The sequence below is a fragment of the Alteromonas stellipolaris genome, from assembly GCF_001562115.1.
Lineage (GTDB): Bacteria > Pseudomonadota > Gammaproteobacteria > Enterobacterales > Alteromonadaceae > Alteromonas > Alteromonas stellipolaris.
In genome coordinates, this window is record NZ_CP013926.1 from 1282635 (window position 1) to 1306720 (window position 24086).

General features: G+C 42.2%; 24 protein-coding genes. 14 read left to right on the forward strand and 10 right to left on the reverse strand.

Features of this window, described 5'->3' with window-relative positions:
• Positions 1-8 precede the first annotated feature (8 nt).
• From ccoO to AVL57_RS05265, 11 genes are all read left to right on the forward strand, one after another.
• Complete coding sequence (gene ccoO, locus AVL57_RS05215) at positions 9-614, forward strand: cytochrome-c oxidase, cbb3-type subunit II (RefSeq protein WP_013784113.1); 606 nt, start codon at positions 9-11, stop codon at positions 612-614.
• 1 nt (position 615) lies between these two features.
• The gene (locus tag AVL57_RS05220) at positions 616-777 is read left to right on the forward strand and encodes a cbb3-type cytochrome oxidase subunit 3 (protein ID WP_013784114.1); all 162 of its coding nucleotides are present in this window, start codon (positions 616-618) and stop codon (positions 775-777) included.
• A gap of 16 nt (positions 778-793) precedes the next feature.
• The gene (gene ccoP, locus AVL57_RS05225; protein ID WP_057791838.1) at positions 794-1747 is read left to right on the forward strand and encodes a cytochrome-c oxidase, cbb3-type subunit III; all 954 of its coding nucleotides are present in this window, start codon (positions 794-796) and stop codon (positions 1745-1747) included.
• 137 nt (positions 1748-1884) lie between these two features.
• Positions 1885-2364, forward strand: a complete 480-nt coding sequence (locus AVL57_RS05230) for a FixH family protein (protein WP_057791840.1) — start codon at positions 1885-1887, stop codon at positions 2362-2364.
• Positions 2364-4766, forward strand: coding sequence for a heavy metal translocating P-type ATPase (locus AVL57_RS05235; RefSeq protein WP_057791842.1), 2403 nt, complete (start codon positions 2364-2366; stop codon positions 4764-4766). The genes AVL57_RS05230 and AVL57_RS05235 overlap by 1 nt, the downstream gene beginning before the upstream one ends.
• A gap of 1 nt (position 4767) precedes the next feature.
• Positions 4768-4983 (forward strand): cbb3-type cytochrome oxidase assembly protein CcoS, encoded by a 216-nt coding sequence (ccoS, locus tag AVL57_RS05240; protein ID WP_013784118.1) that lies wholly within the window; start codon positions 4768-4770, stop codon positions 4981-4983.
• Positions 4970-5629 (forward strand): sulfite exporter TauE/SafE family protein, encoded by a 660-nt coding sequence (locus AVL57_RS05245; RefSeq protein ID WP_057791844.1) that lies wholly within the window; start codon positions 4970-4972, stop codon positions 5627-5629. The genes ccoS and AVL57_RS05245 overlap by 14 nt, the downstream gene beginning before the upstream one ends.
• A gap of 49 nt (positions 5630-5678) precedes the next feature.
• Positions 5679-6419 (forward strand): fumarate/nitrate reduction transcriptional regulator Fnr, encoded by a 741-nt coding sequence (fnr, locus tag AVL57_RS05250; protein ID WP_057791847.1) that lies wholly within the window; start codon positions 5679-5681, stop codon positions 6417-6419.
• Positions 6420-6516: 97 nt separating this feature from the next.
• Positions 6517-7440: a universal stress protein UspE gene (uspE, locus tag AVL57_RS05255; RefSeq protein WP_057791849.1), complete on the forward strand. Its 924-nt coding sequence runs from the start codon at positions 6517-6519 to the stop codon at positions 7438-7440.
• A 190-nt stretch (positions 7441-7630) separates the two neighbouring features.
• Entirely contained in the window at positions 7631-8572 is a 942-nt protein-coding gene (gene ttcA / locus AVL57_RS05260; RefSeq protein WP_057791851.1) for a tRNA 2-thiocytidine(32) synthetase TtcA, read from the forward strand.
• Positions 8573-9574, forward strand: coding sequence for a patatin-like phospholipase family protein (locus AVL57_RS05265; protein WP_057791853.1), 1002 nt, complete (start codon positions 8573-8575; stop codon positions 9572-9574). It begins immediately after the preceding gene.
• Here the strand turns inward: AVL57_RS05265 and AVL57_RS05270 are convergent.
• The 8 genes from AVL57_RS05270 to AVL57_RS05305 all read right to left on the reverse strand — a co-directional run bounded on the left by AVL57_RS05270 (position 9566) and on the right by AVL57_RS05305 (position 15621).
• A complete protein-coding gene (locus AVL57_RS05270; protein WP_057791855.1) occupies positions 9566-10201 on the reverse strand; it encodes a DUF2987 domain-containing protein in 636 nt (211 codons plus the stop codon). The two genes, AVL57_RS05265 and AVL57_RS05270, sit on opposite strands and share 9 nt — an antisense overlap.
• Complete coding sequence (locus AVL57_RS05275; protein ID WP_057791857.1) at positions 10198-10989, reverse strand: glucosaminidase domain-containing protein; 792 nt, start codon at positions 10987-10989, stop codon at positions 10198-10200. The genes AVL57_RS05270 and AVL57_RS05275 overlap by 4 nt, the downstream gene beginning before the upstream one ends.
• Positions 10982-11743: a stress protein gene (locus AVL57_RS05280; RefSeq protein ID WP_232363281.1), complete on the reverse strand. Its 762-nt coding sequence runs from the start codon at positions 11741-11743 to the stop codon at positions 10982-10984. Before AVL57_RS05280 ends, AVL57_RS05275 begins: the two co-directional genes overlap by 8 nt.
• Positions 11744-11881: 138 nt before the next feature.
• On the reverse strand, positions 11882-12574 hold the full coding sequence (locus AVL57_RS05285; protein ID WP_057791860.1) for a LysE family translocator: 693 nt from the start codon (positions 12572-12574) through the stop codon (positions 11882-11884).
• A 102-nt stretch (positions 12575-12676) separates the two neighbouring features.
• On the reverse strand, positions 12677-13393 hold the full coding sequence (gene cobB / locus AVL57_RS05290) for a Sir2 family NAD+-dependent deacetylase (protein ID WP_057791862.1): 717 nt from the start codon (positions 13391-13393) through the stop codon (positions 12677-12679).
• A 58-nt stretch (positions 13394-13451) separates the two neighbouring features.
• Positions 13452-14276 (reverse strand): sulfurtransferase, encoded by an 825-nt coding sequence (locus AVL57_RS05295; RefSeq protein ID WP_057791864.1) that lies wholly within the window; start codon positions 14274-14276, stop codon positions 13452-13454.
• Positions 14277-14353: 77 nt separating this feature from the next.
• Complete coding sequence (gene tpx, locus AVL57_RS05300; protein ID WP_057791866.1) at positions 14354-14848, reverse strand: thiol peroxidase; 495 nt, start codon at positions 14846-14848, stop codon at positions 14354-14356.
• Between the two features lie 65 nt (positions 14849-14913).
• Positions 14914-15621, reverse strand: coding sequence for a tRNA-uridine aminocarboxypropyltransferase (locus AVL57_RS05305; RefSeq protein ID WP_057791868.1), 708 nt, complete (start codon positions 15619-15621; stop codon positions 14914-14916).
• Positions 15622-15931: 310 nt separating this feature from the next.
• Between AVL57_RS05305 and AVL57_RS05310 the strand changes: the two genes are divergently transcribed.
• The 3 genes from AVL57_RS05310 (at position 15932) to AVL57_RS05320 (ending at position 18756) form a co-directional block, all read left to right on the forward strand.
• Positions 15932-17062: a DUF2589 domain-containing protein gene (locus AVL57_RS05310; protein WP_057791870.1), complete on the forward strand. Its 1131-nt coding sequence runs from the start codon at positions 15932-15934 to the stop codon at positions 17060-17062.
• A 64-nt stretch (positions 17063-17126) separates the two neighbouring features.
• Positions 17127-17804 (forward strand): hypothetical protein, encoded by a 678-nt coding sequence (locus tag AVL57_RS05315; RefSeq protein WP_061093578.1) that lies wholly within the window; start codon positions 17127-17129, stop codon positions 17802-17804.
• 1 nt (position 17805) lies between these two features.
• Positions 17806-18756, forward strand: coding sequence for a DUF2589 domain-containing protein (locus AVL57_RS05320; protein ID WP_057791875.1), 951 nt, complete (start codon positions 17806-17808; stop codon positions 18754-18756).
• Between the two features lie 574 nt (positions 18757-19330).
• Here AVL57_RS05320 and AVL57_RS05330 read toward each other — a convergent pair.
• Both AVL57_RS05330 and AVL57_RS05335 read right to left on the reverse strand, forming a co-directional pair.
• On the reverse strand, positions 19331-20119 hold the full coding sequence (locus tag AVL57_RS05330; protein WP_057791878.1) for a hypothetical protein: 789 nt from the start codon (positions 20117-20119) through the stop codon (positions 19331-19333).
• 986 nt (positions 20120-21105) lie between these two features.
• Positions 21106-24039: a DUF927 domain-containing protein gene (locus tag AVL57_RS05335; protein WP_057791880.1), complete on the reverse strand. Its 2934-nt coding sequence runs from the start codon at positions 24037-24039 to the stop codon at positions 21106-21108.
• Positions 24040-24086 lie beyond the last annotated feature (47 nt).

Here is a 24086-nt window from a genome sequence, read left to right on the forward strand (position 1 = left end):
ACGACATAATGAAAAACCCACATGAGTTAATTGAAAAAAATGTCGGCCTGTTAACCGTGCTAATCCTTGTTGCGATTAGCTTCGGTGCCATGGTTCAAATTACGCCGCTGATGTTTCAGCAGCAGACAATGGAACCGGTAACAGGCTTACGCCCTTATACAGCATTAGAATTAGAAGGCCGTGATATCTATATCCGTGAAGGATGTGTTGGTTGTCATAGTCAAATGATTCGTCCGTTCCGTGCCGAAACAGAACGTTACGGCCACTACAGTGTTGCTGGTGAGTCAGTATGGGAACACCCTTTCCTTTGGGGTTCTAAGCGTACTGGTCCTGACCTAGCACGTGTTGGTGGGCGTTACAGTGATGAATGGCATCGTGTTCACCTGCTTAATCCGCGTAACGTGGTACCTGAGTCGAACATGCCTGGTTTCCCATGGCTTGCAGAAAACAAACTTGACGGTAAGTTAACCGCCAAGAAGATGGAAGTTTTCCAAGGCTTTGGCGTACCGTATACCGACGAAGATGTCGCGGGAGCACAAGCGGCAGTACAGGGTAAATCTGAAATGGAAGCCCTTATTGCATATTTACAATCTCTTGGCACACATTTGAAATAATATGGATCAAGGAATAGTAGGTAGCATTTTTACTGTCATCGTCTTTGTTAGTTTCATTGGCATAGTTTGGTGGGCTTTTAGTAGCCGCAACAAGCAAAAGTTTGATGAAGCGGCGAATTTGCCTTTCGCAGACGAAGACAAAGAAAAATCAAAAGAAGATTAGCAGGAGTCTCGAACTTATGAGTATGTTTTGGACAATTTGGATTTCAGTGATAACCCTAGGGTTAATCATTGGTTGCTATTTCCTTCTGCGCTGGTGTTTGTCCAATCAAACAGGCGTGCCAGAGGGAGAATCAATGGGGCATGAATTTGACGGCATCGAGGAGTTGAATAACAACCTTCCTCGCTGGTGGACAATCATGTTCTACATGACAATCATTTGGGGTTTTATCTATCTTGCCCTTTATCCTGGATTGGGTTCGTACGAAGGCTTATTTGGCTGGAAGAGCTCAAACCAAGGCATATTGACGCTTGAAGAATCGGCGCAAGCGCGTGTTGATGCAAAAGAGCAAGGCAAGTTTGTAGAATACGATCGTGAATTGGATTATGCGGCTGAAAAGTTCGACCCAATTTTTGAAGCGTATGCACAAATTCCTGTTGAGGAGCTAGCAAAAGACCCTGAAGCGAACAAAGTGGGACAGCGTTTGTTTATGCAAAACTGCTCTCAGTGTCATGGTTCTGATGCTCGTGGCCAAAACGGCGGTTTCCCCAACCTCACTGATAACGATTGGTTATACGGTGGTTCGGGTGCAAAAATTGTTGAAACCTTAACATTAGGCCGTAAAGCCGCTATGCCTGCATGGATAGATGTCATGGGTGAGAAAGGCATCGAAGAAGTTGTTGAGTACGCATTAAGCCTAAGCGGGCGTGATGTTGACCAGCAACTTGCTGATGCAGGTAAAGTTCGCTTTGCTGCATGTGCTGCTTGTCATGGTATGGACGGTAAAGGTAACCAAGCACTTGGTGCGCCTAACCTGACTGACAACATTTGGTTATATGGCGGAAGCCATCGTGCGGTTACTGAAACGTTAACCTACGGCCGAAATGGTGTTATGCCTTCATTCAAGAAAACTTTGGGTGATGACAAAATCCACGTTGTTGCATCGTACGTTTATAGTCTTTCTAACGACTAAATTCGTATAACCAACAATAATGCTAAAAAGCCTCGTTATCACGGGGCTTTTTTTATGAGAAAATAACCTTATTCAACTGGATGCCATATCTTTCCTATCGCGCCGGTTTTCCTGTAGTAAACGAGTTGAAATAATTAATGAATACACCTTGGTATAAACAATTCTGGCCCTGGTTCCTTATTGCCGTTCCCTTAATTACATTAGTAATGGGTGGCGTGTTATTGAAACTGGCTATTTCAACTGAAGATAGCTTAGTGGTAGACGATTACTACAAAGAAGGTAAAGCCATCAATGCACGGCTAGATAAAGAAGCCATCGCAAAACGCAAAAATATTACAACAGACTTAACCATTACCGATGGCAGTATCTCTGTAAAGTTTCATTCTGGTATTCCAGCAGAAGGAAACGCTCTTAAACTGAATTTTTACCATGTAACCATGGAAGAACGTGATGCGAGTGTATTATTAAGTCGTGATGCGAATGGTATTTACCGCGGCTTTGTTGAAAAAGACCTAACGGGTAAATGGCAGGTCTCGCTTTCTCCTGTTGATGATAGTTGGAAAGTACAAAATACGCTTCAACTTCCCTACTCTGGCGCCATCAAGTTTAACCCGTAATGAGCGAGAATCTTTGTTTCCATTGCGCGTTACCTAACGATGCAACACACAAATACGAAGCAGTAATATTAGGTGAAACTAGGCAGCTATGCTGCCCTGGTTGCCAAGCCGTTGCGCAAGCCATCGTTGATAATGGCTTGGAAGACTACTATCAGTTTCGTACTGAGCCGGCGCAAAAATCTGACGACGGTATTTTAGAAAGCCTATCTGCGCTCAACGTTTATGACGACCCAGCTCTTCAAGAAGAGTTTGTTTTCGATGAAGGCCAACACAAACAAATACAGCTAACCCTTGAAGGCATTACTTGTGCCGCGTGTGGTTGGTTGATTGAAAAACAACTGTCTAAAGTTGCAGGCATTGCCCAAGTAGCCGTAAATGTTCAAGAGCGCCGCGCATTAATAACCTGGGAACCCAGTGTTATTAAACTTAGCCAAATACTCACCACATTAAAACGCATAGGGTATGTTGGTTCACCGTTTCACCCCGATGAACATGAAGCTAGCTATAAACGTGAGCAAAAGTCGTTTATTAAAAAGTTAGGTTTAGCCGGCATTATGACCATGCAGGTGATGATGTTAATGGCCGGGCTTTACTTCGATTGGTTTGGTGCCATTGAACAAGAAACCCGTCAATACTTCTATTGGGTAGCACTTACCCTTACCACACCCGTTGTCGTCTATTCAGGTAGCGCGTTCTATTTAGGTGCTTTAAAGGCCATAAGCGCAAGAACCGTAAATATGGACGTGCCTGTAACCCTTGCTGTATTTGGTACCTACTTTGCGGGTTTACGTTCGACCTTGCTAGAGCAAGGTGAAGTGTATTTTGAATCTATCTGCATGTTTATCTTTTTACTGCTTTTAAGCCGGTTTTTGGAACATAGAAGCAGGCACCGAGCGGCGCAAATTTCGGCTAACATGATGCAGTATATTCCTGTCTCTGCATCAAAAATTGAAAGTGACGGCAGCATTGCTCAGTGTTTGGCGAAGCTTTTAGTGCCTAATGATGTGGTACTAGTAAAACCCGGTGAGACCATTCCTGTGGATGGTATTGTGCTAGATGGCACTGCCGCGGTTGATGAATCTATGTTAACTGGAGAATTTAACCCGGTTAGCAAATCGGCCAGCCATTTAGTATATGGCGGTACGGTAAATCAAGATGGCACATTAACGGTTAAAGTGACTCAAAGCTTAAAGCATGCTTTGGTCAATCAAATAGTACGCTTGCAAGCTAGCGCGATGGCAAGCAAGCCAAAAGCGGCTCAAATTGCCGATAACTTTTCTCGTTATTTTGTGTTCTCGGTGCTGCTTATATCTGCACTTACCTATGGTTATTGGACTTTTGCTGGTAGTGAAGACGCTTTTTGGATCACCATCTCTGTACTAGTGGCAACCTGCCCCTGTGCGCTAGGCTTAGCCACACCTTCAGCGTTAACTTGCGCTATGGCTAAGCTGAATCGTCAGGGCATTTTATTAAAGCGTGCTGACGCGTTAGAGCAGCTTACCGATATTGATACCATCGCTCTTGATAAAACCGGCACACTGACAGAAGGTAAGTTCTCGCTACAACAGCGCTGGTTTGCTAAAGGCGTAGATCCGGTGCAGGTAATGGCGCTTACCGCTTTGTTAGAGTCTCGTTCTGAACACCCTATTGCTCGAGCCTTTGATAACGAAGCTGTTGAGTCACAGAACAAAACCCCAACTAATAAAATTAATGGATTTACGGTTACACCTGGTGGCGGCATTAGTGGTGAGATAAACAATGTAGTTTTTACTATGGGCTCAGCCGTATTTTGTAACTTATCAACTACCTCAAAAGTAGATATACCGGCAAACGTGTTTTTGTGTGCTGATGGTGTATTAATGGCCGCGTTCTGCGTAAATGATAGTTTGCGTCAAGATGCCTTAGCCACGCTCACCGCATTGGATGAACATCAACTCGTGGTACTAAGTGGCGATACTCAGACAAACGTTGATACACTTACTGCAGGCTTACCGATTAACATAGCAAAAGGTGGCTTGTCGCCAGAGCAAAAGTATTCTCAAGTGCATACTTTGCAAAAGCAAGGTCGCAAAGTCATGATGATGGGCGACGGTATAAATGATGCCCCTGTTCTTGCTAGCGCTGATGTGGCAGTTGCCGTAGGAAATGCCACCGATGTAGCGAAAACAGCTGCCGATGTTATTTTGCTAGGAGACAGCCTGCTGTCGGTACCCACCTTATTTTTAGTGGCCCAACAAGCAAAGCGTAAAATTCAGCAAAACATCGCATGGTCGGTAGGTTACAATATTATTATTCTCCCCTTTGCGGTATCGGGGTTACTCTCTCCCTGGATGGCCGTGGTTGGCATGTCGCTCAGTAGTATTATTGTGGTCACCAATTCAACTAGGTTATTAAGTAAATAATATGAGCATCATTTACGTATTAATTCCCATCGCTATCATCATTGTTGCGTTGGCGCTGGTTATCTTTTTCTGGGCAGTGAAAACTAACCAGTTTGAAGATCTCGACCGACAGGGCTATAGCATTTTGTTTGATGATGATTTGTCAGGTGATGAAAAGAAACTAGCCGAGCAACGTAAGCAGTTGCAACAACGCAAAGAAACTGATGACAGAGATTAATATATTCTCTGCCTTTTTCATTGGTATTGCGGGCGGTGTGCATTGCGTAGGCATGTGCGGCGGCATTGTTGCTGCACTTCGTACAGTAACACCAAGTAATGAAGCCGCTTTGCCTTACACTCTTGCTTATAATTTTGGTCGTATAATCAGCTACACCCTAGCCGGCGCTATTACAGGCGCTGTTGGCCAAATGGCCACCGAATTTGTACCTATCGCTAAACCTGTTTTGTCTTTGATTAGTGGCATTATGCTGCTGCTTTTAGCCTGTTACTTGGGTAAGTGGTGGCAGGGCATAAATTACATTGAAGCAATGGGACGCGGATTATTTAAAGCCATTCAGCCCCTATCTAAACGCTTTCTTCCGTTCAAAAGTCCAGCCTATGCGCTGCCTTACGGTTTTATATGGGGCTGGCTTCCCTGCGGATTAGTTTATTCAACACTGACATGGTCGTTAGCTTCAGGTTCGGCCGTTGATGGCGCAGCTATTATGCTATTTTTTGGATTAGGTACCCTGCCCACCTTGCTAGCAGCAAGCGCGGGTAGTCAGTACCTTATAGCCGGTTTTAGGCACCACGTGGTAAGGCAATGCTTTTCAGGAATATTGGCTATTTACGCGCTCTTTTTAATTTATGCAGCAATTTCATAAACAAAAGAGTAAGATTATAGTAAGTCGACACTATTTATAGTTTGAACCTATGAGCAAAGGAAGCCAATTCTCAATTCATTGTCAAAATTGCAGTTTCAGCCATTTGTGTTTGCCCGTTGCGCTAAACAAGACTGAAATTGAATCTTTAGATGATATTATTGAGCGAAAGAAACCTCTCCACAAGAGCGACTTACTGGTAAAGTCAGGAGATACATTTAACTCTCTTTACGCAGTCCGCACAGGCTCTTTTAAGTCTTTCGTCACCAATTCAGATGGTGAAGAGCAGATTACAGGTTTTCACTTTCCTGGCGATATTATCGGCTTTGACGCCTTACGGGAAAACAAGCATCAAAGTTATGCTCAGGCATTAGAAACTGCGATGGTGTGCGAATTGCCCTACGAAACGTTAGATGAGATGTCAGTTCAATTCCCCAAGTTAAGACATCAAATAATGAGTTTTATGAGTGCAGAAATTAAACAAGATCATGATCTCATGATGTTGCTTAACAAGCGCTCAGCAGAAGAACGTTTATTGTATTTCCTCTCACAGCTTTCTCAACGTTTCGAAGAGCGTGGATTTTCAAACAAAGAATTTCACCTTACGATGACGCGAAATGAAATTGGAAACTACCTTGGTTTAACTATTGAAACCATTAGCCGCCTACTAAGCCGTTTTCAAAAAGAAAATATTATTCAGGTGGACGGTAAACTCATTACTATTTTAGATTTTGATGAGATGTCGCAACGTTTAACGTCTGTGGTTGCACCTAATATTGCCTGTAATAGCTAATCTTTAAAGCTTTTGATCTAAAACAAGTTACGTAATAGCAAATAGGTATTACACTTAAATTGTAGCAACCAAAATTCTAAAAATGTTTGGAGGGGTTATGATTAAGTATGAACGTATTTTAGCGGTCATTGAAGCCGATAGTGATACTCAACCTGCGCTTAGCCGTGCATACGAACTTGCCAAAAAGACAGGGGCTTCTGTCACCGCTATGCTGGTGGTTTACGATTTATCTTATGATATGACTACCATGCTCAGCCCTGATGATCGCGAAGCAATGCGCGATGCGGTTACCAAAGAACATGCGGGTTGGTTACGTAAAACCCTTAGTGATTTAGGGTTTGAAAAAACCGATATTGTTGTTGAATGGAACAACCGCGCCTTTGAAGCTGTCGTGCATTACGTAATAGATAACAATATAGACTTGGTTGTTAAAGCAACCAAACGCCATGACGATTTAGCTTCTGTTATTTTCACTCCAACAGACTGGCACCTACTTAGAAAGTGCCCCTCCCCCGTATTATTAGTTAAAGATCATGAATGGCCTGACAATGGTGAAATTATTGCCGCGGTAAATGTAGGTAGTGAAGACGACGAACATGCGCTACTTAACGACAAAATCACCGTTATTGCTAACGATTATGCCGCGCTACTCAGTGGCAACGTAAATCTGGTTAACAGCTATCCTGCTACACCGCTTAACATCGCGATTGAAGTTCCTGAATTCGACCCCGATACGTACAACAACGCCGTAAAGCACCATCACGAACTTGAGATGAACAAACACAGCGAAAAGTATGCTATTGATAGCGAGCGCTGTTACGTTAAAGAAGGCCTACCTGAAAAAGTCATTCCAAGAATAGCCAAAGATATAGATGCAGAACTTGTGATCATAGGTACGGTTGGTCGAGTAGGTATTTCTGCGGCCCTTATAGGTAACACTGCTGAACATGTTATAGATGAACTGGTGTGTGATGTACTGGCAATAAAACCAGACGGTTTTATTTCGCCTCTTTCACGTTAGTTCTAACACGTTCGAACACAGCCTGTTGGCGCGGTTTGCTAGCGCAGCTTTATAGCCTTAACCACTATCGGGTTATAGCCGCATTTGTTCGCAGCGAGTGCCAACAAGATACAAAAAATCTTAACCTCGCACATTCAATTTTATTTCATTACTGTATAATAGCTTTTTTCGCAGTAACCAAGCTATTGATATGACCAGTGCAGGCACAAACCGTGCGGACGCTCCGTTAACCGCGTCTCAAAACAAACAAAAATACAGCTTTAACAAGCTACAAAAACGACTTCGTCGAAATGTAGGCAAAGCGATTGCTGATTTCGGCATGATTGAAAACAACGATAAAGTAATGGTGTGCTTGTCTGGCGGCAAAGACAGTTACGCTATGCTTGATATTCTTATGTTTTTAAAGCGCATTGCGCCAATTAATTTTGACATTATTGCGGTTAACCTTGATCAAAAGCAGCCAGGATTTCCAGAGCACGTACTTCCTGAATACCTTGAAAGTGTAGGTGTAGAGTACAAAATTGTAGAAGAAGACACCTACTCTATTGTTATGGATAAAGTGCCTGAAGGTAAAACCACGTGCTCACTTTGTTCTCGATTACGTCGCGGTATTTTATACAGCACGGCCAAAAAGTTAGGTGCAACTAAAATTGCCCTTGGCCATCACCGTGACGACATGCTAGAAACGTTCTTTTTAAACATGTTCCATGGCGGTAAGCTTAAATCAATGCCACCAAAGCTGGTTAGCGATAATGGTGAGCATATTGTGATCAGGCCCCTTGCTTATTGCACTGAAAAAGACATTCAGCGTTATTCTGATGCCGTAGAATTTCCTATTATTCCTTGCAACTTGTGCGGGTCTCAAGAGAATTTGCAGCGTCAGAACGTAAAGGCCATGCTACAAGATTGGGATCGCCGTTTCCCTGGGCGTATTGAGTCAATGTTCAGTGCGCTTCAAAATGTGGCGCCGTCACATTTGGTCGACAAGAATTTGCACGACTTTAAAAGCATCTCTACACAGAACGGTCCAGTGGAAGATGGTGATATTGGTTTCGATCCGCCCAGCTTCGAGTCACCCAGTGATCCTACTGACGACACGGTTCAAGTTATCAATTTGATGGAATCAAACTAAATGAAAATTGGTCTAGCATTAGGTGCGGGTGCTGCAAGAGGTTGGACCCACATTGGTATTATTCAAGCATTAGAAAAGCTGGGTATTAAAATTGACGTGGTGGCAGGTTGCTCTATCGGTGCCTATGTTGGTGCTGCCTATGCCAGTGGCAAATTAGAAGGCCTTAAAGAGTGGTCTTGTTCTTTGTCAGATTGGCAGGTGCTTGCTCTGATGGGCGTTGGTTTACGTAGAGGCGGCATTGCCAGCGGGCAAAAAGTGTTTGATAAACTTGCCAGCGAATTTTGTGCCCCAACCTACGAAGCAATGGAAAAGCCGTTTGCTTCAGTGGCTACCGATTTGTACACAGGTCGTGAGGTAGTGTTTAGTTCCGGCGAGATTGGCAATACCATTCAAGCTTCGTGTGCTATTCCTGCTCTATTTGCCCCTGTAGCCCATGGCGATCGTTGGTTAGTAGATGGAGCGGTAGTTAATCCGGTGCCAGTTAACCTTTGTCGCCAGCTTGGTGCCGATTTTGTTATTGCCGTGAACCTCAATGCTGATTTCAGGCCCCTTAGGCTTGAGAAATTACGACTAGATCACGAAGAGAATCAAAGAAAAACTGAAGACTTCTTCACTAAAAGCCAAAACGTGCTTAAGCAGTGGTTCTCACCTGATAGTAAAGAAAAAGAAGAGAGTGAAACCGATAGTAAACATAGCGAGCAAAACGAAGGTATTGCTAGCGACGCTATTGAAGCCATAGAAGAAACGATTTCGCCGCCGCCAAATAAAGTCCCTAGAGGCAACCCTCCAGGAATTTTAAGTGTGATGAGTAGTTCGCTTGAGATACTACAAGCAAGGGTGACACGTTCACGTTTGGCGGGCGATCCGCCAGATATTCTTATCGAACCCCAACTCACCGACGTGGGTATTATGGAATTTCACCGTGCACAAGAGCTATGTGAAAAGGGTGAACAAACTATCACCCGCATTGCTGAGCAAATTAAGTATCAGCTATTAGCTTGATGCCATCGCGGTAACACGAAGTGGGGCTCTCGGTAAGGTGAGCCCTTTATTTTCGTTAATTTCACTTTGTTCTAAGTGGAGTATGCCGTTATTAATATGCAGGCCTTCTGGGGTAATATAATCCAGATTTTTATCATCAAATTGCAGCATCAACCCTTTCACCGTTGGCATTAAGAACGATAAAAAGCTGCCCATTTCATTAAAAAAAGCCTCATATTGGCCATAAATAAAATTCAGCTCTTCTTTTGTATAACTGGCGGTTAGATAGCTGCTTTTTGTTTCTAATTGCACCGACATATCACACACATTAGCCGCTTCCGTTAAATCTATTCGCACGTATGCATTTGCTAATTTTAATGCTTTTTCGGTAGGTACAGTAAATCGATACTCATCGCTAACTACTAATGGAATAGTTTGTTTGTCCGTCACTATTTCCGCATTATTGATTTCACATAAGCGCCCTTCACCAACACGCAAAAATCCAAAAGCGAACTGCAATGCTTGAGTATCTTCGTTATCCAGTTTTTTCACATGACTATAAAAACGGCTGTATTCTACATTCACCATTTCGGCAGCAACACTTGTGGTGAGTAAGGCGCCAATCAGCGCGCTAGCTATACGTTTCATTCAGTTAAGAACTCCTGGTTAAACCGGATCATGGTTTGTAATTCGTCTACATAGGCCGCGCCACGCTCAGAGTAGTTCATTAACCCCTCTGCCAGGGCTACGCCAGTAATGGGGATTTGATTTGCCCTCAATCGCTCTCTAATTTCTCGTAAATCGGTGTAGGCATCGTGTCTATTAAGATTACGCATATAAGTATAGGTAGCACGAGAAAGACTAGAAAACTTGGCAACCTCGTGCGTTGCGCCGGCATTTCGTTTACCTGGTACAAAGCCACAGCCTTTCACAAAACACCAAATGCCAAAGAAGTTATAGCCTTTTCTGGCAAAACGACTGGTGCCCCATGCTGATTCATTCGCTGCTTGGACCAGCACTAGTTCAGCAGGCAAAATATCAATTTTATGTAGCAATGCAAGCAAGCGAGATGTTAGTGGTTGTTCCGCCTTTACCCGGTATTCAGTTTGTAGCCATTCGAGGCGGCTAATATCATCATCGGTTAGCGGCTCTTCGTTTAAAGCCTTACGATACAAGGTTTGTATATAGTGTCTAAGGGTAAGTAAATACGCATTTTGTTTTTCAACTTCAGGGCGTAAATAATCAAAAAAGGCCGTCTTCTTTTCTTTAACGTCGGTGTAAGCAGAAAAATCGGGAACAGGCTTAGTCGCTTCAGGTGTTTCAGGAATGTCTAAAATATCGGGTTCGCGCTTAGTTAGTATCAGCGCGTTAATGACTATGACTGCTAGTACAGCAATAGTAATTAAAACAATTTTTAGGGTTTCCCGTTTATGCATCGAAACTCGACTCATTCGTTTTATTTTGAACAGTGTGGCTTGGTGTTGGTTCGCCCTCTTCACCAATCATCTCTTCATACAACAAACCTAGCATACTGAAATACAGGGGTAGAACCCATACAAGAGACAAGCCTAACGTTAACGGAACTGTGATAAATAATATAATGAAGACAGCAAAAACGCCGGTTAATGGTGCCCAGTATGCATTAAATACACGGCACGATAAGATAATAGCGCGTAGCGGCGTTAACGATTTATCGGCAACTAGCATCAGTGAAAATGAGGTCGCCATCCATAAATAAACACCTGGGGCGAATAACAATACCAAGCCAATTTGTACCACTATGCCATTCACAAGCTGTGTAAGCGCTAATGCGAATATTAAAGACACGTAGCTGAAAATAGAAAATACCGTGGTCTTTTGACCTCTGGCATGGCTTACCCCCATCATGTACAACCCGCCAATAAGCGGCGCAACAATGAAAATAGCGACAATTTCAATTAACGATTGGTGTTCAAAAACAAAGGTGCCATCGTCATTAAAAATGATGAACTTCTGAGCAACAAACCCAAGTACGACAAACGTAAGAAATAAAACCAATGATGCTTGGAATAGGCTTGAAAAATTTGCTTTCACCAAACCATTAGCGCGGGAAAACAACGATTTAATATCGAAATCGTACTGCTTTGAAAGTGTTCTTTCTAGCTTGCTTGATGGCTGGTTATCTTTAAAAGGCATTTTATTATCTGCCACACGTTCCTCTACTGCTGCTATCGAATTTAACCGCCGCATTATACATAAATATGGCGGTTAACCCCAATAACCACGCATTAGTTGATTAAATGTAATGCCTAGTGATTAGTTTTGAAAAATTGAGCTCTTAGGAAAATACTAGCCCAAAACTAATTTTGCGGCCAAACCAACCAATAAAACACCCATCGCGCGGTCGAGCCAATACCCTTTCTTACCAATAAGTTGAGCAATTTTACTGGTACTCAGTAAGTAGGATAAAAAACAAAACCAAAGCCCTGTTGCGATAGCTAAATAAATGCCATAGCCAAGTTTGATTGAAAAAGGCGTGTCGATATCAATAATAGCGGTGAAAAGTGATAAAAAGAACAAGGTCGCCTTAGGGTTTAAACCATTCGTCAAAAAGCCAATCCAAAGTGCTTTTTGAGCAGAAATTTGTGGGCTAGCTTTTATGTTATTAGCTGCCTTGGTGTTAGCGAGCCTGTTTTTATCAGAATTATCTACTTTATTACTTACCTCAGCCTCACCTTCTACTGGTGGTTGGCTAGGCCCGCTTTTTAGTGCGCCATACGCAAGATATAAAAGATAACCTGCAGCAAGATAACTAAAGGTTTTAAACAGCCATGGCGTGGTGGCAATAACCACACTTAACCCCACTAATGAATACCCAACGTGCAGCAAAATTGCGAGTCCAATTCCAATGCTAGTATAAATAGCAATACGGCGACCGTAAGCGAGACTGTTTCGAACCACTACGGCAAAGTCAGGGCCTGGGCTAGCCACGGCAACAAGGTGTACTAGGGCAATGGTCAAAAATTCATTAAGGTAAGGCATGGGTTATTTCTATTACTCTGTATTTTTAAGCGCTCAGTTTACGTGAGCTTATAAGCTAGTGAATAGTCTTTAGCGGTTTTTATCATTAAATCATCGGTTTATCTACAAATCATATTCTTCAATTAACCGAGCGACAAACTCTGGAACTATTTTAGTGGCACTACCGCTAATAGATTCATCGAATAACCAGTTGTTCGCACTGGGCTCTAGGTTCAGTTCGATACACTTAGCACCAGAATCCTTCGCATTAATCACAAATCCAGCTGCAGGGTAAACATTACCTGAGGTTCCAATGGCTATAAAGATATCGGCATTAGCAATATCTTGGGAAATCTCATCCATAAACAAGGGCATTTCACCAAACCACACAATGTCTGGTCGCAAAGTTGTAGTATTACAGCAAGCACAAACAGACAGGCTATCAAATGCCGTATTGCATTCAAAAGTATTATTTGTAGTTACACAACGGCTAGACAGTAATTTTCCATGCATATGAAAAATACGTTCACTACCCGCACGTTCATGCAAATCGTCCACGTTTTGTGTAACCAACGTAAGTTGGCCTTTTAATGCGCGTTCAAGTGTTGCTAGCGCTTTATGGGCTGCATTAGGCATAACCGAAGTGTTGGTGAGTTGCAGCCTTCGTTCATTGTAAAATCGATATACAAGTTCAGGGTTTCGTGCAAAAGCTTCGGGCGTTGCCACGTCTTCAACACTGTGCTCTTCCCATAATCCGTTGTTATCCCGAAATGTTTTTAATCCAGATTCAGCTGAAATTCCTGCACCAGTTAATATTACAACGCGAGGGGGTGTATTCATAAGCTCAATTCCTTTGAAATATATACACTTAACACGACTACCTTAACTTATACGAAGGTTAATCTTTCACTACTGGATAGGTTGCATTTGCCCCCCATTCAGACCAAGAACCGTCGTAAATAGCAACATCACTTGCACCACACATGAGTGCAGCGACGCCAATAATACACGCCGTAACCCCTGAGCCACAGGTACAGATAATTGGCTTCGACAAATCAATGTCGGTGTTGGCAAAAACACCTTTTAATTCTTCAACGCTTAAGAAAAAGCCATTATCTAACAGCGCTGTGAATGGAAGATTGTAAGCACCTGGCATATGCCCAGAACGAACCCCAGGGCGAGGCTCTGCCACTTTTCCGTAAAACCGAGCTTCACTTCTGGCGTCTACCAGTTGAGCATCGGTATTAATCGCTTGAATAACCGCTGAGCTATTGACGAACCATTTGCTCTGCGCATTACTTTCATACTTAAAATGTGAGGGAATTCGTTGTTCGGATACCGGTAAACTTTTTTCTTCCCAGGCTACTTGGCCGCCATTTAACAATTTTACGTTCTCATGCCCCATGGCCTTAAGCATCCACCAAACACGAGGAGCGCTGTACATGCCTCGGGTGTCGTAAACCACAACAGACGACATTTCGGTCAAACCTTGGCGGCCTAAGTACAATGCAAAGTCAGATGCCTGCGGCATACTATGAGGGAAACCCGTAGTGTGATCACTACCCTCGCCGTCTAAATCTATATCCACAGAATTGGGCAGCACCATGGCATCACGAGAATCAGGCGTTTTGGTTACAGGATCGTCCATAACCGCACGCACTAAAATGATGGGTTCATCTTGTAGTTGCGTGGCAAGCTGTTGAACATTAACTAACATCGACATATCACCCTCTCCATTGAAATGCCCACGTAACGCAGTGGGCATTACTGGTTTGAGCTATTTACGCTTTACACGCTTAATTACAAAGCAGCCATTGCTGAATCGTAGTTTGGTTCTTCAGTGGTTTCAGCCACTTGCTCGGTATAAAGTACCTTACCGTCGGTATCAATCACAACTACTGTTCGTGATAGCAGACCAGTTAGTGGCATTGAAGTAAACGCAACACCATAGTCGTCACCAAAGCTTGTACGGAAAGTAGAACCGGTAATAACATTTTCAATACCTTCAGCACCACAGAAGCGGCCAGCTGCAAACGGTAAGTCGGCAGATACACAAATAACTTGCGTATTGTCTAGACCAGCGGCTTGTTCATTGAATTTACGCACTGACGTTGCACATGTACCCGTATCCACAGAAGGGAAAATGTTAAGAATAACGCGTTTACCCTTAAGATCAGCGAGGGTTACTTCACCTAAATCCGCTTTAACTAATGTGAAGTCTGGGGCTTGCTGCCCAACTTCTGGAAGCGAACCTACAGTTGAAACTGAATTACCTTGAAACGTAACTGTTGCCATGTTTTTCTCCTTGGGTTTTGATTGCTTAACCTTATAGTTAAGCGCGAATGCACGCAAGACAAGGGTTACTTAACTTGCGCCTTTGCAAATTCAATTTTGTGACTTAAATGGGGCTTCCCTTTTAAGTATTGATGTCGAAAAATACTGAAGTATTTAGCTAGCGCCGTAGCCGCTTCAACCTCACCTGCCAAATCTAACACGTTTATTCCCACCTCTGCAGTGCAATGCTGGAATTCTCGCGTAGATTCACGCAACAAGTAATTCGATGATATTTCAGGGGATACACCCAGTACCGGAAACGTATCAAGGTACGGGCTTTTGCCAAACATCTTTCGTGCTTCACGCCACGTACCGTCTAAAAAAATAAACAACGGAATTTTGTTTGTTTTAGGTTCTGGCTTGGGTATGCAGCGTTCTGGCTCAGCATACTCATGGGGAAATATAATAATGGGTTGGTATTTAGGGTTGTTGAGCAACGCCAGTAAATTTGGTTCAGGCTCTGTTCTGTGCCATACAAACGCGTAATTTTCTGCTACTACATCCGCAATTAACCTTCCTGTGTTGGTAGGCTTGTAGTACTCGCCCTTATACATGATGAAGAGTACCGCACAGGATGCTTGTGGTTCAGGCTTATCGGCACAAATACAAGCATTTACCGGCAACAAACAAATATCGCAACGGATAACTTTACTACCACGGGCATTGAATGCTCGCTTGGCGCGTTTAAGCTCAGACGTTCTAAGCGCTAAAATAGAATTAATATGTGGAAGCACGCAGTAAACTCAATCAGATTAGGACGATATGGTAGCACAGAGCGTGACTTAGCGTTGCCTCTTATAACGCGAAAACCCTTTAACTCATATTGCCATTTCATCATTTTCTACGTTCCGAAACAAAATTCCTAAAGTTTTAGAATAATTAACTTCCCCGAAAACAATTCATAAAACAGCGCGTTATGTAAACGGAAGGTTAACGGAAGGTTGGCGAATTTCATTGAATCTATGGTTATTGTGAATTTGTAATATTTTAACGAATGCTGTGTACAAGTTTTCCATAACCTTAATAAAATTTTGGAGAATTGAAATGGCTATAGATGTAACCCCTAATACCGTCGCAACCAATGCACTTCAAGCACTGGATTTTAGTTCACTTATAGGCGGGCCGATGGACGCAATAATCAAAGCTCAAGCTCTGGCAGCGAAAACCACCTATGAATTTATAAATGAAGTCTGTTTGACTATTGACCCCGATACAAACGAAAAGAAGCCGGTGAACGTCGTATTTACCTATAATAATAACGGCCAAGAAGCCACATTAACGGTTCCTTTACTTGTTATTTTAACCATCCCTAGTATTGAAGTTTCAGAGTTTACGATTGATTTCATCGCAAACATATCTGCTGGTTCGTCATCTACTGAAGAAACTAGCTCAGACACTGAACTGGGAGTTGATGCATCAGCAGAAGCATCACTGGGTATAGGCCCGTTCAGTATTAAGGTTAAGGCAGAAGCTAATTATTCATCAAAACAGCATTCTAAAGCTGCACAAGAGTCAAAGTACTCGGTTGAGTATACGATGAATGTAAATGTTAAAGGTGGCCAATCAGGCATGCCTACAGGCCTTCAAACAGTGCTTAATATCTTACAAGGTAGTGCAACAACAGTTGGAGTCGATGAGCAGGTATTAATTACCCCTGCCAATCTGAATATTGACAGAACGTCAAATGGGACTATCCAAGTCACCATGACCGACACACAAGGGCGAAATGTTAAATCAGGTAAAGTTACCATTACTCCCGTCGGTGAAAACCCTTTCGAGTCAATTACCTTAATTAAGGGGAATGATCAGGAAGAATTACAAGCTGAAGTAAATAACTTGGTAAGTGGTAAAAGACTAAATGTTACCAAGGACTTGATTAAAGCATTTAGGCGCAGAGATACAGGTCCTGAGACAAATGATGCAGATGCAGTCACAGGTTATACAAACAGGAAAGGCGTAGTTCAATTCCTTGTTACATTGTCAGAAAACGCGGTTGATTCTCAGGGAAAACTGAAAATAGAAGCGATGGTACCTATCGCAAATTCTGACAAGACTGAGCAAGAGATCATTGATTACACATACACTGTGGTCACAAACACTGACCCTGTCGTTGAGGTAGAGGATGCCCTACCTCAAGGAACAAAAACGAGCTCAAAAGGCAAAGCTAAAGGATAAATATGCAGTGAAACATTGATACGTTAATTAAGTTTAAATTCCTACTTACTAGGGGGGAGCAATTATGTCGGACCTTTTGGAATCTGTTCTATCTTCGATATTGATAGATATGATCAACGCTCAAAACCAAGCTAATATTCGTTCGGCAGACATTGCCGAAAGTTATGTTGGATTGAATCGTAAGCATGAACTACTTCAGTACTTTGATGTACCCACAGCGAATATAAAATCCTTTGATTTCGAGCTTAAATTTGGGCTTGAACAAACAGATTCACTAATCGGTGATGGTATGAGCAAAGAATTGAGTGAATTGATTCATTCTGAGATACAGACGTTTATTCAATCGTCATTGCAACATCACCAACTTCCAATTGAAGATGCTGATGCATTAAAAGCATTCATTTCATCAATTTGGAAGCGTGATGAGACAATCCCCCCTGCTTCTTTAAAATTTCAAAATAACAAAAAGTTAATTGACGATATTCGACAGTTTATTAAATCGCTACAGCAATTAGTTCATGATTTTAGCGAGTCGAAACCACTATTAGAAGTAAACGAATCTAATTCAGGTCTAAAGGCGTTACTTACTATCAGCGACCTTAATTCATATAACGATGACATACTCTGCTCAATCAATGTGAAAGCAGAAGTAGCCGGCATGAAAGCTGGATATGCAGATAAGGTAGGTGCTGAGGGTGGTGACGAAAATTCAAAACGAAAAATATTCTTAGCAGGTACCTAATATGGACAATTATACCGAAGAGACTGTTATGTCGAATCTTTTCACTTTTGAGAAATTAGTCGAGTTTCCATTAACTTCGATTATTGAGTCGAGTGCTAACGGAAACAATACAACGCTAAATTTCTTGAATGAGTACTGCTTCGCAAACACGAATGGAAAACGCGAAGCTGTTAAATTTGTCTTTTACTATGATTATGTAAAAGGTGGAGCTGCTCAAACAATGCGGGTTGAAATACCTATCATATCCTTGATCACCATACCCTATTACACCATCAACTCAGCCCAATTCGAAATGGGCATTAACATACTAAGTTGGGTCGATGTATCGAGTAAAACATGGGAGCAAGCGGATGAAAGTAAAAATGATAAAAAGTTGTTAGCTATGTTAGGGCCGTATGAATCTTCATCGTCTAAAGTAGACGCTCGGTCTGTTGAATCAACGCAGTACAGTAAAGTTAATACCAACATGAAGGTGAAAATGGATGTCGTTTCGTCAGATTTACCATCAGGAATTTTACAACTACTGAATGTATCTAGCCAAGGGGTCGAAGGACATATTGCTTATGACTTAAAAATCAAGTCGAACACTTCTAGGCTATTAATGGATAAGGAGGCGGTTCCACTATCGTTAACATTAGTGAAAAACAATGATGAGTTTAATGACAGCGCATCTGAAAGTGATGATATTGGTTTAGTGCCATTAACGGTAACCTTAGTTCCAAATGAAAAAGTAGAGTTAGAAAAGGCTTTCGACAAGAAAATCACCGTTGACAGCGGAGACATCGTGGGAAGTAGCTCTATAGAAAAAGTGCAAGTTCTCACTAACACGAGTGGAGAAATAAAAGTTACGTTTCATCCTACCCTCAAAGAAGTAACAAACGGATTTATAAACGTATCAAGCCCATTAACGTCTAATATTAAAATTTACTTTAGGATATTAAATCATGATTAATACTCAAAATACAGCACCCGGCATACCATGTCCCACAGAATCCTGTGGCCACAATATAAAGGTTTCACTACAAGATCTGCTTTTTCAGAAGATAGTAAAATGCCCTCACTGTTTAGTAGAACTAACAATGAATAGAGAAGCATCTAAAGAAACGATATCCGCCATGGCAGAGCTACATAATGCGTTGGAAAGTGCCGAAGCGGCCAAAACGTTTGCAGGCAATCCTGTACGCCACCCTTAAACTAAATAAATCTGTTTCGGTTTTTCTGAAAATACTATTTTAGACACAGAATAGCGCATTAATATCAGTGCAAAATAATTTATCGAGGTTTTGTAATACAGATAACTGCACGGAAGAAAAAGCTGAAATTGTTTTGAAATTGAACTTTAAATAAATGGTGCCCGGGGCCGAAGTTAAAAAACAAACCTAATAAAATGATTTAATTAGTTATTTTAAAGAACCTTAATCATTTATAGCACCAAATGTAGCACCATAAATTCAACCTAGCACCCTTCAAAACAAGTAAGCACTAACGTGATTCCGTTATTCTAAATTAATCTAAAAACTTTCACTTTAGGCAAGTGAAATAGAGTAGCCGATTATATTCAGAAGGCCACATTTACTACAGGTGAATGTATTACCGTGCTTAATATCTCGCTGCCAGATAGAAACGGGATTAAGACAATCCTTTTTGGCGCACATCCCACTTACTTTATCTGGCTTAAAGCTGAGCTGGTGGTTTACAGGATCAAATGTAATGTCGTATGAGGCTGAACATTTCGAATTTGAGCAATGGAGATTGAACTCCCCGACTGTATACACCGGCTCACAACCAACTTGCTCACCACACTTTTTACAATCAAAAGTGAAAAGACCTGCTTTTGGTACAAGTTTGGCGATACTGCTGTTAATTACTTCATCCAATAAGATGCTTAGCTTACCCAACGATTTATTAACGCTGGTGGTATTAAGAAAGACAGGTTCTAAATCGGTGTTAAAGCTAGCGTGAAGATAAGAACCTATCTTATGGTAATGCTTACTAAGTTCTTTTCGCGATAGAACACGTTCAGTCTCATCCATTAAAATGTCGTTCTCGTCTTCCTTACTGGCCATAGTGAGCCTAACCCCTTTGTCAGCATATGGCGCAATCTCAAGCAAACGTTTAATAAGTCTGCTTGGCTGCCATTCTTTGAGGTCATCAGTAGACAGTAAGCTTTTGTAACACCATGCCCTTTCGTATATCAAACATTCAAGGCACTGCCTAAGTTCGAGGGCCGCATACCGTAATACCTCTTCGCTATTAGACGGTAACATGGCATTAGCGCGAATTAAGCAGCCCCGTGCTACATCCCTATAGTTCATGGTAAACCCCTTCTAAATTTGCACTATCGTTTCTAAATTTGCACTTTACTTTAGGCGTCAACCAAGAGTGCAAACGTTTTATTTAGCTGATAAATATACAGTTATTTCTATTATTTGCACTATTTGCACTTTCTGCAGTCGAAATATGCCTATCTAACCCCGTGCCCCTTAACCTTTTGCTTTCACGCGAAGAGAAACCCGATTCGACACACTGTATTTTGGTCTTGCTGTATTGGGTATGAACAACGATAACGAGGTAAAACACAGTTACCTTTTGGGTAATATTTATTAATTAGGTTTGGTATACAATACCTTAGTGCAAACGTTCAATTTTATGGGGAGATATACCCACCGTTAATTAGAACCAAAGCTTACAACTCAGACTAAGTATGGATTCACATATCATTTAAACTAATGATTTAATTGAATTTATCTTAAGCACAATACAACCCCCCTTCGAAAATTTCTATAGCTGTTAAAGAAACGCGGTCCCGTGTGCCGTATAACCCCCCCTCTCCAAAAGGACCCGTGAAAAAGCATAGGCAAATATCATAGTGAGGTGAGTTCTTTGCTTAAGGTCATGGTGGTGGGTGTACACCATTGCACCTCACTCGAGTGAAGCCTGTTTAGAAGTCTTTACAACTGAAAGCGCGTTATGCCCTGTTGCGCTGGGTAGAAGGGAGGAACACCCGACCTAGTAAAATAGAGTGCAAATAGTGCAAATAGTGCAAACGGGAGTTGTAACCCTATGTTTATAAGTACTTATTTAGAATTTGCACTACTGCAAACGGCTATAAACAAAGTGCAAATAGGTACTACATAGTGCAAATTTAATAAGATAAATGGCGTGTTATAGGTGCTTACAGAGAAAGAAATGAGCAGTTGGAGTAATGGGTTTAGGTGGTTAATCAGATGCAACAATACTAAACCTGTATATCTAAACAGGCTTAGTATATTAGGCATCATCCATTGATATATACACATAATCAGGCTGACTTAGCTTGTTCAGCATCGTGCTGATCACTATCGCTTAAAGTCATTCTGTCTACAGCTTCAAAGAGTGAGGAAGCCTTGAACTTAATTACCTGTTGAGACTTACCACCAGCATTGGGTAAAGCTTCAGAGGTGTTAAGCTTCTTACGTTCTAGCTCTGACGGTCTGAGTATAGAAACGCTTAAATCTCTAAGCAGTCGAGCGGCCCTCTTCCCGTCAAAGCCTTTACACATAACATCCATAAATATGTCTTTGTACACGTAATACATATGGTCTGTAGTAGCGTCTTTATCAGGGAGTCTAGTGGTAATTTGCTCTCTATAGCCCCATGTTTCCAATTTGGCTGGTACATGCTCATCAATAATCATAGGGTCTTTGGCCCCGCTTCTATCCCACCGTTTAAAGTGCTTTTCACCGTAAAGCTTTATTTGCTTCGCCAGGTGATTAAGAAGCTGTATCTCTTCAACGTTCCCAGTACCACCCCGAATATCTACCCACATTCTGAACAACGATATAGCCGATTGAATAGAATGTCCCTCGCTCCATCCAGTAATGCCAAAAGTGGAGGCAAGTTCACCAGCTAACCCCACCAGCGCAAACTTCTGAAAGGCCCTTACCGCTTGTCCACCAGCATCATTACCAAGCACCCGTTCTCTGTACGTTGCAATCTCTGCATGATGTACTTTGATTAGTTCGCCTAAGTCGGTACTGGTCAATTGCTTGATAAACTCTAAGAACGGTTCACCGTGGTACTTTTCACACGCCTTGTTTAAGTGGTCAGACAATGCAGCACCGTTAATAAAGTTATGTGTATCGGTGTATATGCCATTACGCTTTTTAAGTGCTTCGTCTTCGTGCTGAGAAGCTGGCAGAGAAAGAAAACGCATATGGACACCACCGTTAACCGTTTTGCCAATGCTGCCTAAGTAGTCATCAATAGTCTTTTCACCGTTTGATAAGAATGCCAGGTTCCAACGTTGTGTTTTCTTCTTGGCATAGTCAGGGCCAGAGCGGTTCTTTCCTTTACCGTTACCCACCATGTATATGATCCCCTCAATAGTAAGGGGGTTAGCTTCGTTCAGCTCATCGAGCGCCAATAGCATGTCTGAGTGCAGAGCTGCGGTATCTTCTAAAGCGTTATCAGTGGTACGCCATGAGCCTTTAAATTCACTAGGTTTACCATACACAGAGCAAGCAACATTCATTAACGTAGATTTGCCTAACGAACTATCTCCATAGAAGTGGAAGCCTACATTTTCAGAAAACCCCATCAAGCTGACTAGGGGGCCAGTAAAGGCCAGAGACACAGCAAGAGTAAGTAAGGGGTTTCCTTCGCAATATGCCCCTATCTCACGCTGCCATTCTGATATAGTGCCAGCGGTCTTTAATTTACAATCACGTGCGTTTTCGTTGTCGTAGAGAAGGGGTGACACTGTTTCACCTATTGTTTGGTCTGGCAAAATGAAAGCGTTTTTATGCCAACCTAATTTTTTAACTAACCCTACTCTATTGGTTATGTCAGGGCAGTTAAGGTAATCAATGAGTTTTCCTTTCTCTTGAGAGCGTGGCTCTATATGAAGCCCTTCGGAAAGCAATTGTTTTCTAATGTCTGAACCACCATCAGTAGCAAACAAGCGTTTAGGAATATTTAAGCGCTTCTCTTGGCCGTCATAGTCTTTAAAGCGTACAAGTACCCCCCAATCTTGACCAGAACCACCAGCATCACGGGTTAGGGCTAGTAGCTCTAAAGGGGCACAAATTCGCTTGTATATCTCATTACCTTTATCGTCAGACTTGTAAAACGCTTCTACGCCGTTATCCGTTAATTTAAAGCCCTGAGGTACGTTAGGCTTAATATCGCTAGGGGTGTGTGTAACCGCCTCTTTTATGAATAGTTCACCACTTTTCTTTAACGCTTCTAAGTGTGCCGCCCCCCAACCTAGTTCGAGCGCGTCTGCGGCATCTGCTTTATCGGGCCACGTGCAATTTTCACCAAATAAAGGGCCTCCTTCGCTTTCAGAAAGAGGGGTTTTAGCTAGGCTTTCTAAATTAATAATTCGAATGCTTGCTGCATCTAGTGATGTGAGTAAGTTCTTAAGCTCTTTAGCGCACTTAATACCGGCATTATCATTATCAGGCCATATGATTACATTACGCTTAGCCAACGGTTTAAATTCGGCCTTACTGATAGACTTAGAGCCATTAGGCCACGTCATACAAACACAGCTAGGGAACAATGCTTTTGCCGCGTCTGCGGCCTTCTCACCCTCTGTAAGAACTACTGTGGCTTTAGGGCGCTTGGCTAGTTCGTGTAATCCGTACAATGGGCGGTTTATTTTTGGCATAGACCATCGCCACTTGATTTCACCAGTGTCACGGTTTCTATATAAGGCTAACGGAGCAAATACTTTTTCTCTTTTGTTGTCTATCTGTTTATCAAAGCGCAGCACTTTAAGAATGAGCTGATTGTTAGCGTCCCTGTATTCCCATGTAAAAGTAGGTAAGCCGTGCTTTAGGTGTTTTTTAAAGCAACGTTTAACAAATTCAGGGGGCACAGGCGTTACGTGTAACCATTCCTCACCATTCTTACGGGCATTTGTAGCGCTTTCGCTGGTCTTTAGTGCAACTCTATTACCATAGTTGAGTAAGTCGCTAAGCTCTTTGAATGCTTCGCCTTGCGGCTTGTTTGTAACATATGCCACCAGAGATATAACGTCTTGCCCTTTCGCTTCGCTATCTGCAAAGTCAGCCCAAACACCTGTATTGGTATTAATGCTGAATGAACCAGATTTATTGTCTGCTCTTCTTGGGTTTAATGGCTTGTACTCGTGGCCCTCATGCTTTCCGTTAGGTAAGTAATGATGTAATACGCTATCAATATTACTCAACGCATACTCATTTAGGCCTTTAAAATCTAACTTACCCATTAATACCTCTTCTTACTGCAAGACTTAGCTTTGTTTATTCTGCTCAT

Bases quoted from the DNA above. Each gene is read 5' to 3' on its own strand.
- AVL57_RS05230 (WP_057791840.1), top strand. From the start codon at position 1,885: ATGAATACACCTTGGTATAAACAATTCTGGCCCTGGTTCCTTATTGCC.
- AVL57_RS05235 (WP_057791842.1), top strand. From the start codon at position 2,364: ATGAGCGAGAATCTTTGTTTCCATTGCGCGTTACCTAACGATGCAACA.
- ccoS (WP_013784118.1), top strand. From the start codon at position 4,768: ATGAGCATCATTTACGTATTAATTCCCATCGCTATCATCATTGTTGCG.
- AVL57_RS05285 (WP_057791860.1), bottom strand. From the start codon at position 12,574: ATGCCTTACCTTAATGAATTTTTGACCATTGCCCTAGTACACCTTGTT.
- AVL57_RS05330 (WP_057791878.1), bottom strand. From the start codon at position 20,119: ATGAACTATAGGGATGTAGCACGGGGCTGCTTAATTCGCGCTAATGCC.
- tpx (WP_057791866.1), bottom strand. From the start codon at position 14,848: ATGGCAACAGTTACGTTTCAAGGTAATTCAGTTTCAACTGTAGGTTCG.
- AVL57_RS05275 (WP_057791857.1), bottom strand. From the start codon at position 10,989: ATGCATAAACGGGAAACCCTAAAAATTGTTTTAATTACTATTGCTGTA.
- AVL57_RS05335 (WP_057791880.1), bottom strand. From the start codon at position 24,039: ATGGGTAAGTTAGATTTTAAAGGCCTAAATGAGTATGCGTTGAGTAAT.
- AVL57_RS05295 (WP_057791864.1), bottom strand. From the start codon at position 14,276: ATGTCGATGTTAGTTAATGTTCAACAGCTTGCCACGCAACTACAAGAT.
- AVL57_RS05320 (WP_057791875.1), top strand. From the start codon at position 17,806: ATGGACAATTATACCGAAGAGACTGTTATGTCGAATCTTTTCACTTTT.
- cobB (WP_057791862.1), bottom strand. From the start codon at position 13,393: ATGAATACACCCCCTCGCGTTGTAATATTAACTGGTGCAGGAATTTCA.
- fnr (WP_057791847.1), top strand. From the start codon at position 5,679: ATGAGCAAAGGAAGCCAATTCTCAATTCATTGTCAAAATTGCAGTTTC.
- ccoP (WP_057791838.1), top strand. From the start codon at position 794: ATGAGTATGTTTTGGACAATTTGGATTTCAGTGATAACCCTAGGGTTA.
- AVL57_RS05245 (WP_057791844.1), top strand. From the start codon at position 4,970: ATGACAGAGATTAATATATTCTCTGCCTTTTTCATTGGTATTGCGGGC.
- AVL57_RS05220 (WP_013784114.1), top strand. From the start codon at position 616: ATGGATCAAGGAATAGTAGGTAGCATTTTTACTGTCATCGTCTTTGTT.
- AVL57_RS05270 (WP_057791855.1), bottom strand. From the start codon at position 10,201: ATGAAACGTATAGCTAGCGCGCTGATTGGCGCCTTACTCACCACAAGT.
- AVL57_RS05265 (WP_057791853.1), top strand. From the start codon at position 8,573: ATGAAAATTGGTCTAGCATTAGGTGCGGGTGCTGCAAGAGGTTGGACC.
- uspE (WP_057791849.1), top strand. From the start codon at position 6,517: ATGATTAAGTATGAACGTATTTTAGCGGTCATTGAAGCCGATAGTGAT.
- AVL57_RS05315 (WP_061093578.1), top strand. From the start codon at position 17,127: ATGTCGGACCTTTTGGAATCTGTTCTATCTTCGATATTGATAGATATG.
- ttcA (WP_057791851.1), top strand. From the start codon at position 7,631: ATGACCAGTGCAGGCACAAACCGTGCGGACGCTCCGTTAACCGCGTCT.
- AVL57_RS05310 (WP_057791870.1), top strand. From the start codon at position 15,932: ATGGCTATAGATGTAACCCCTAATACCGTCGCAACCAATGCACTTCAA.
- ccoO (WP_013784113.1), top strand. From the start codon at position 9: ATGAAAAACCCACATGAGTTAATTGAAAAAAATGTCGGCCTGTTAACC.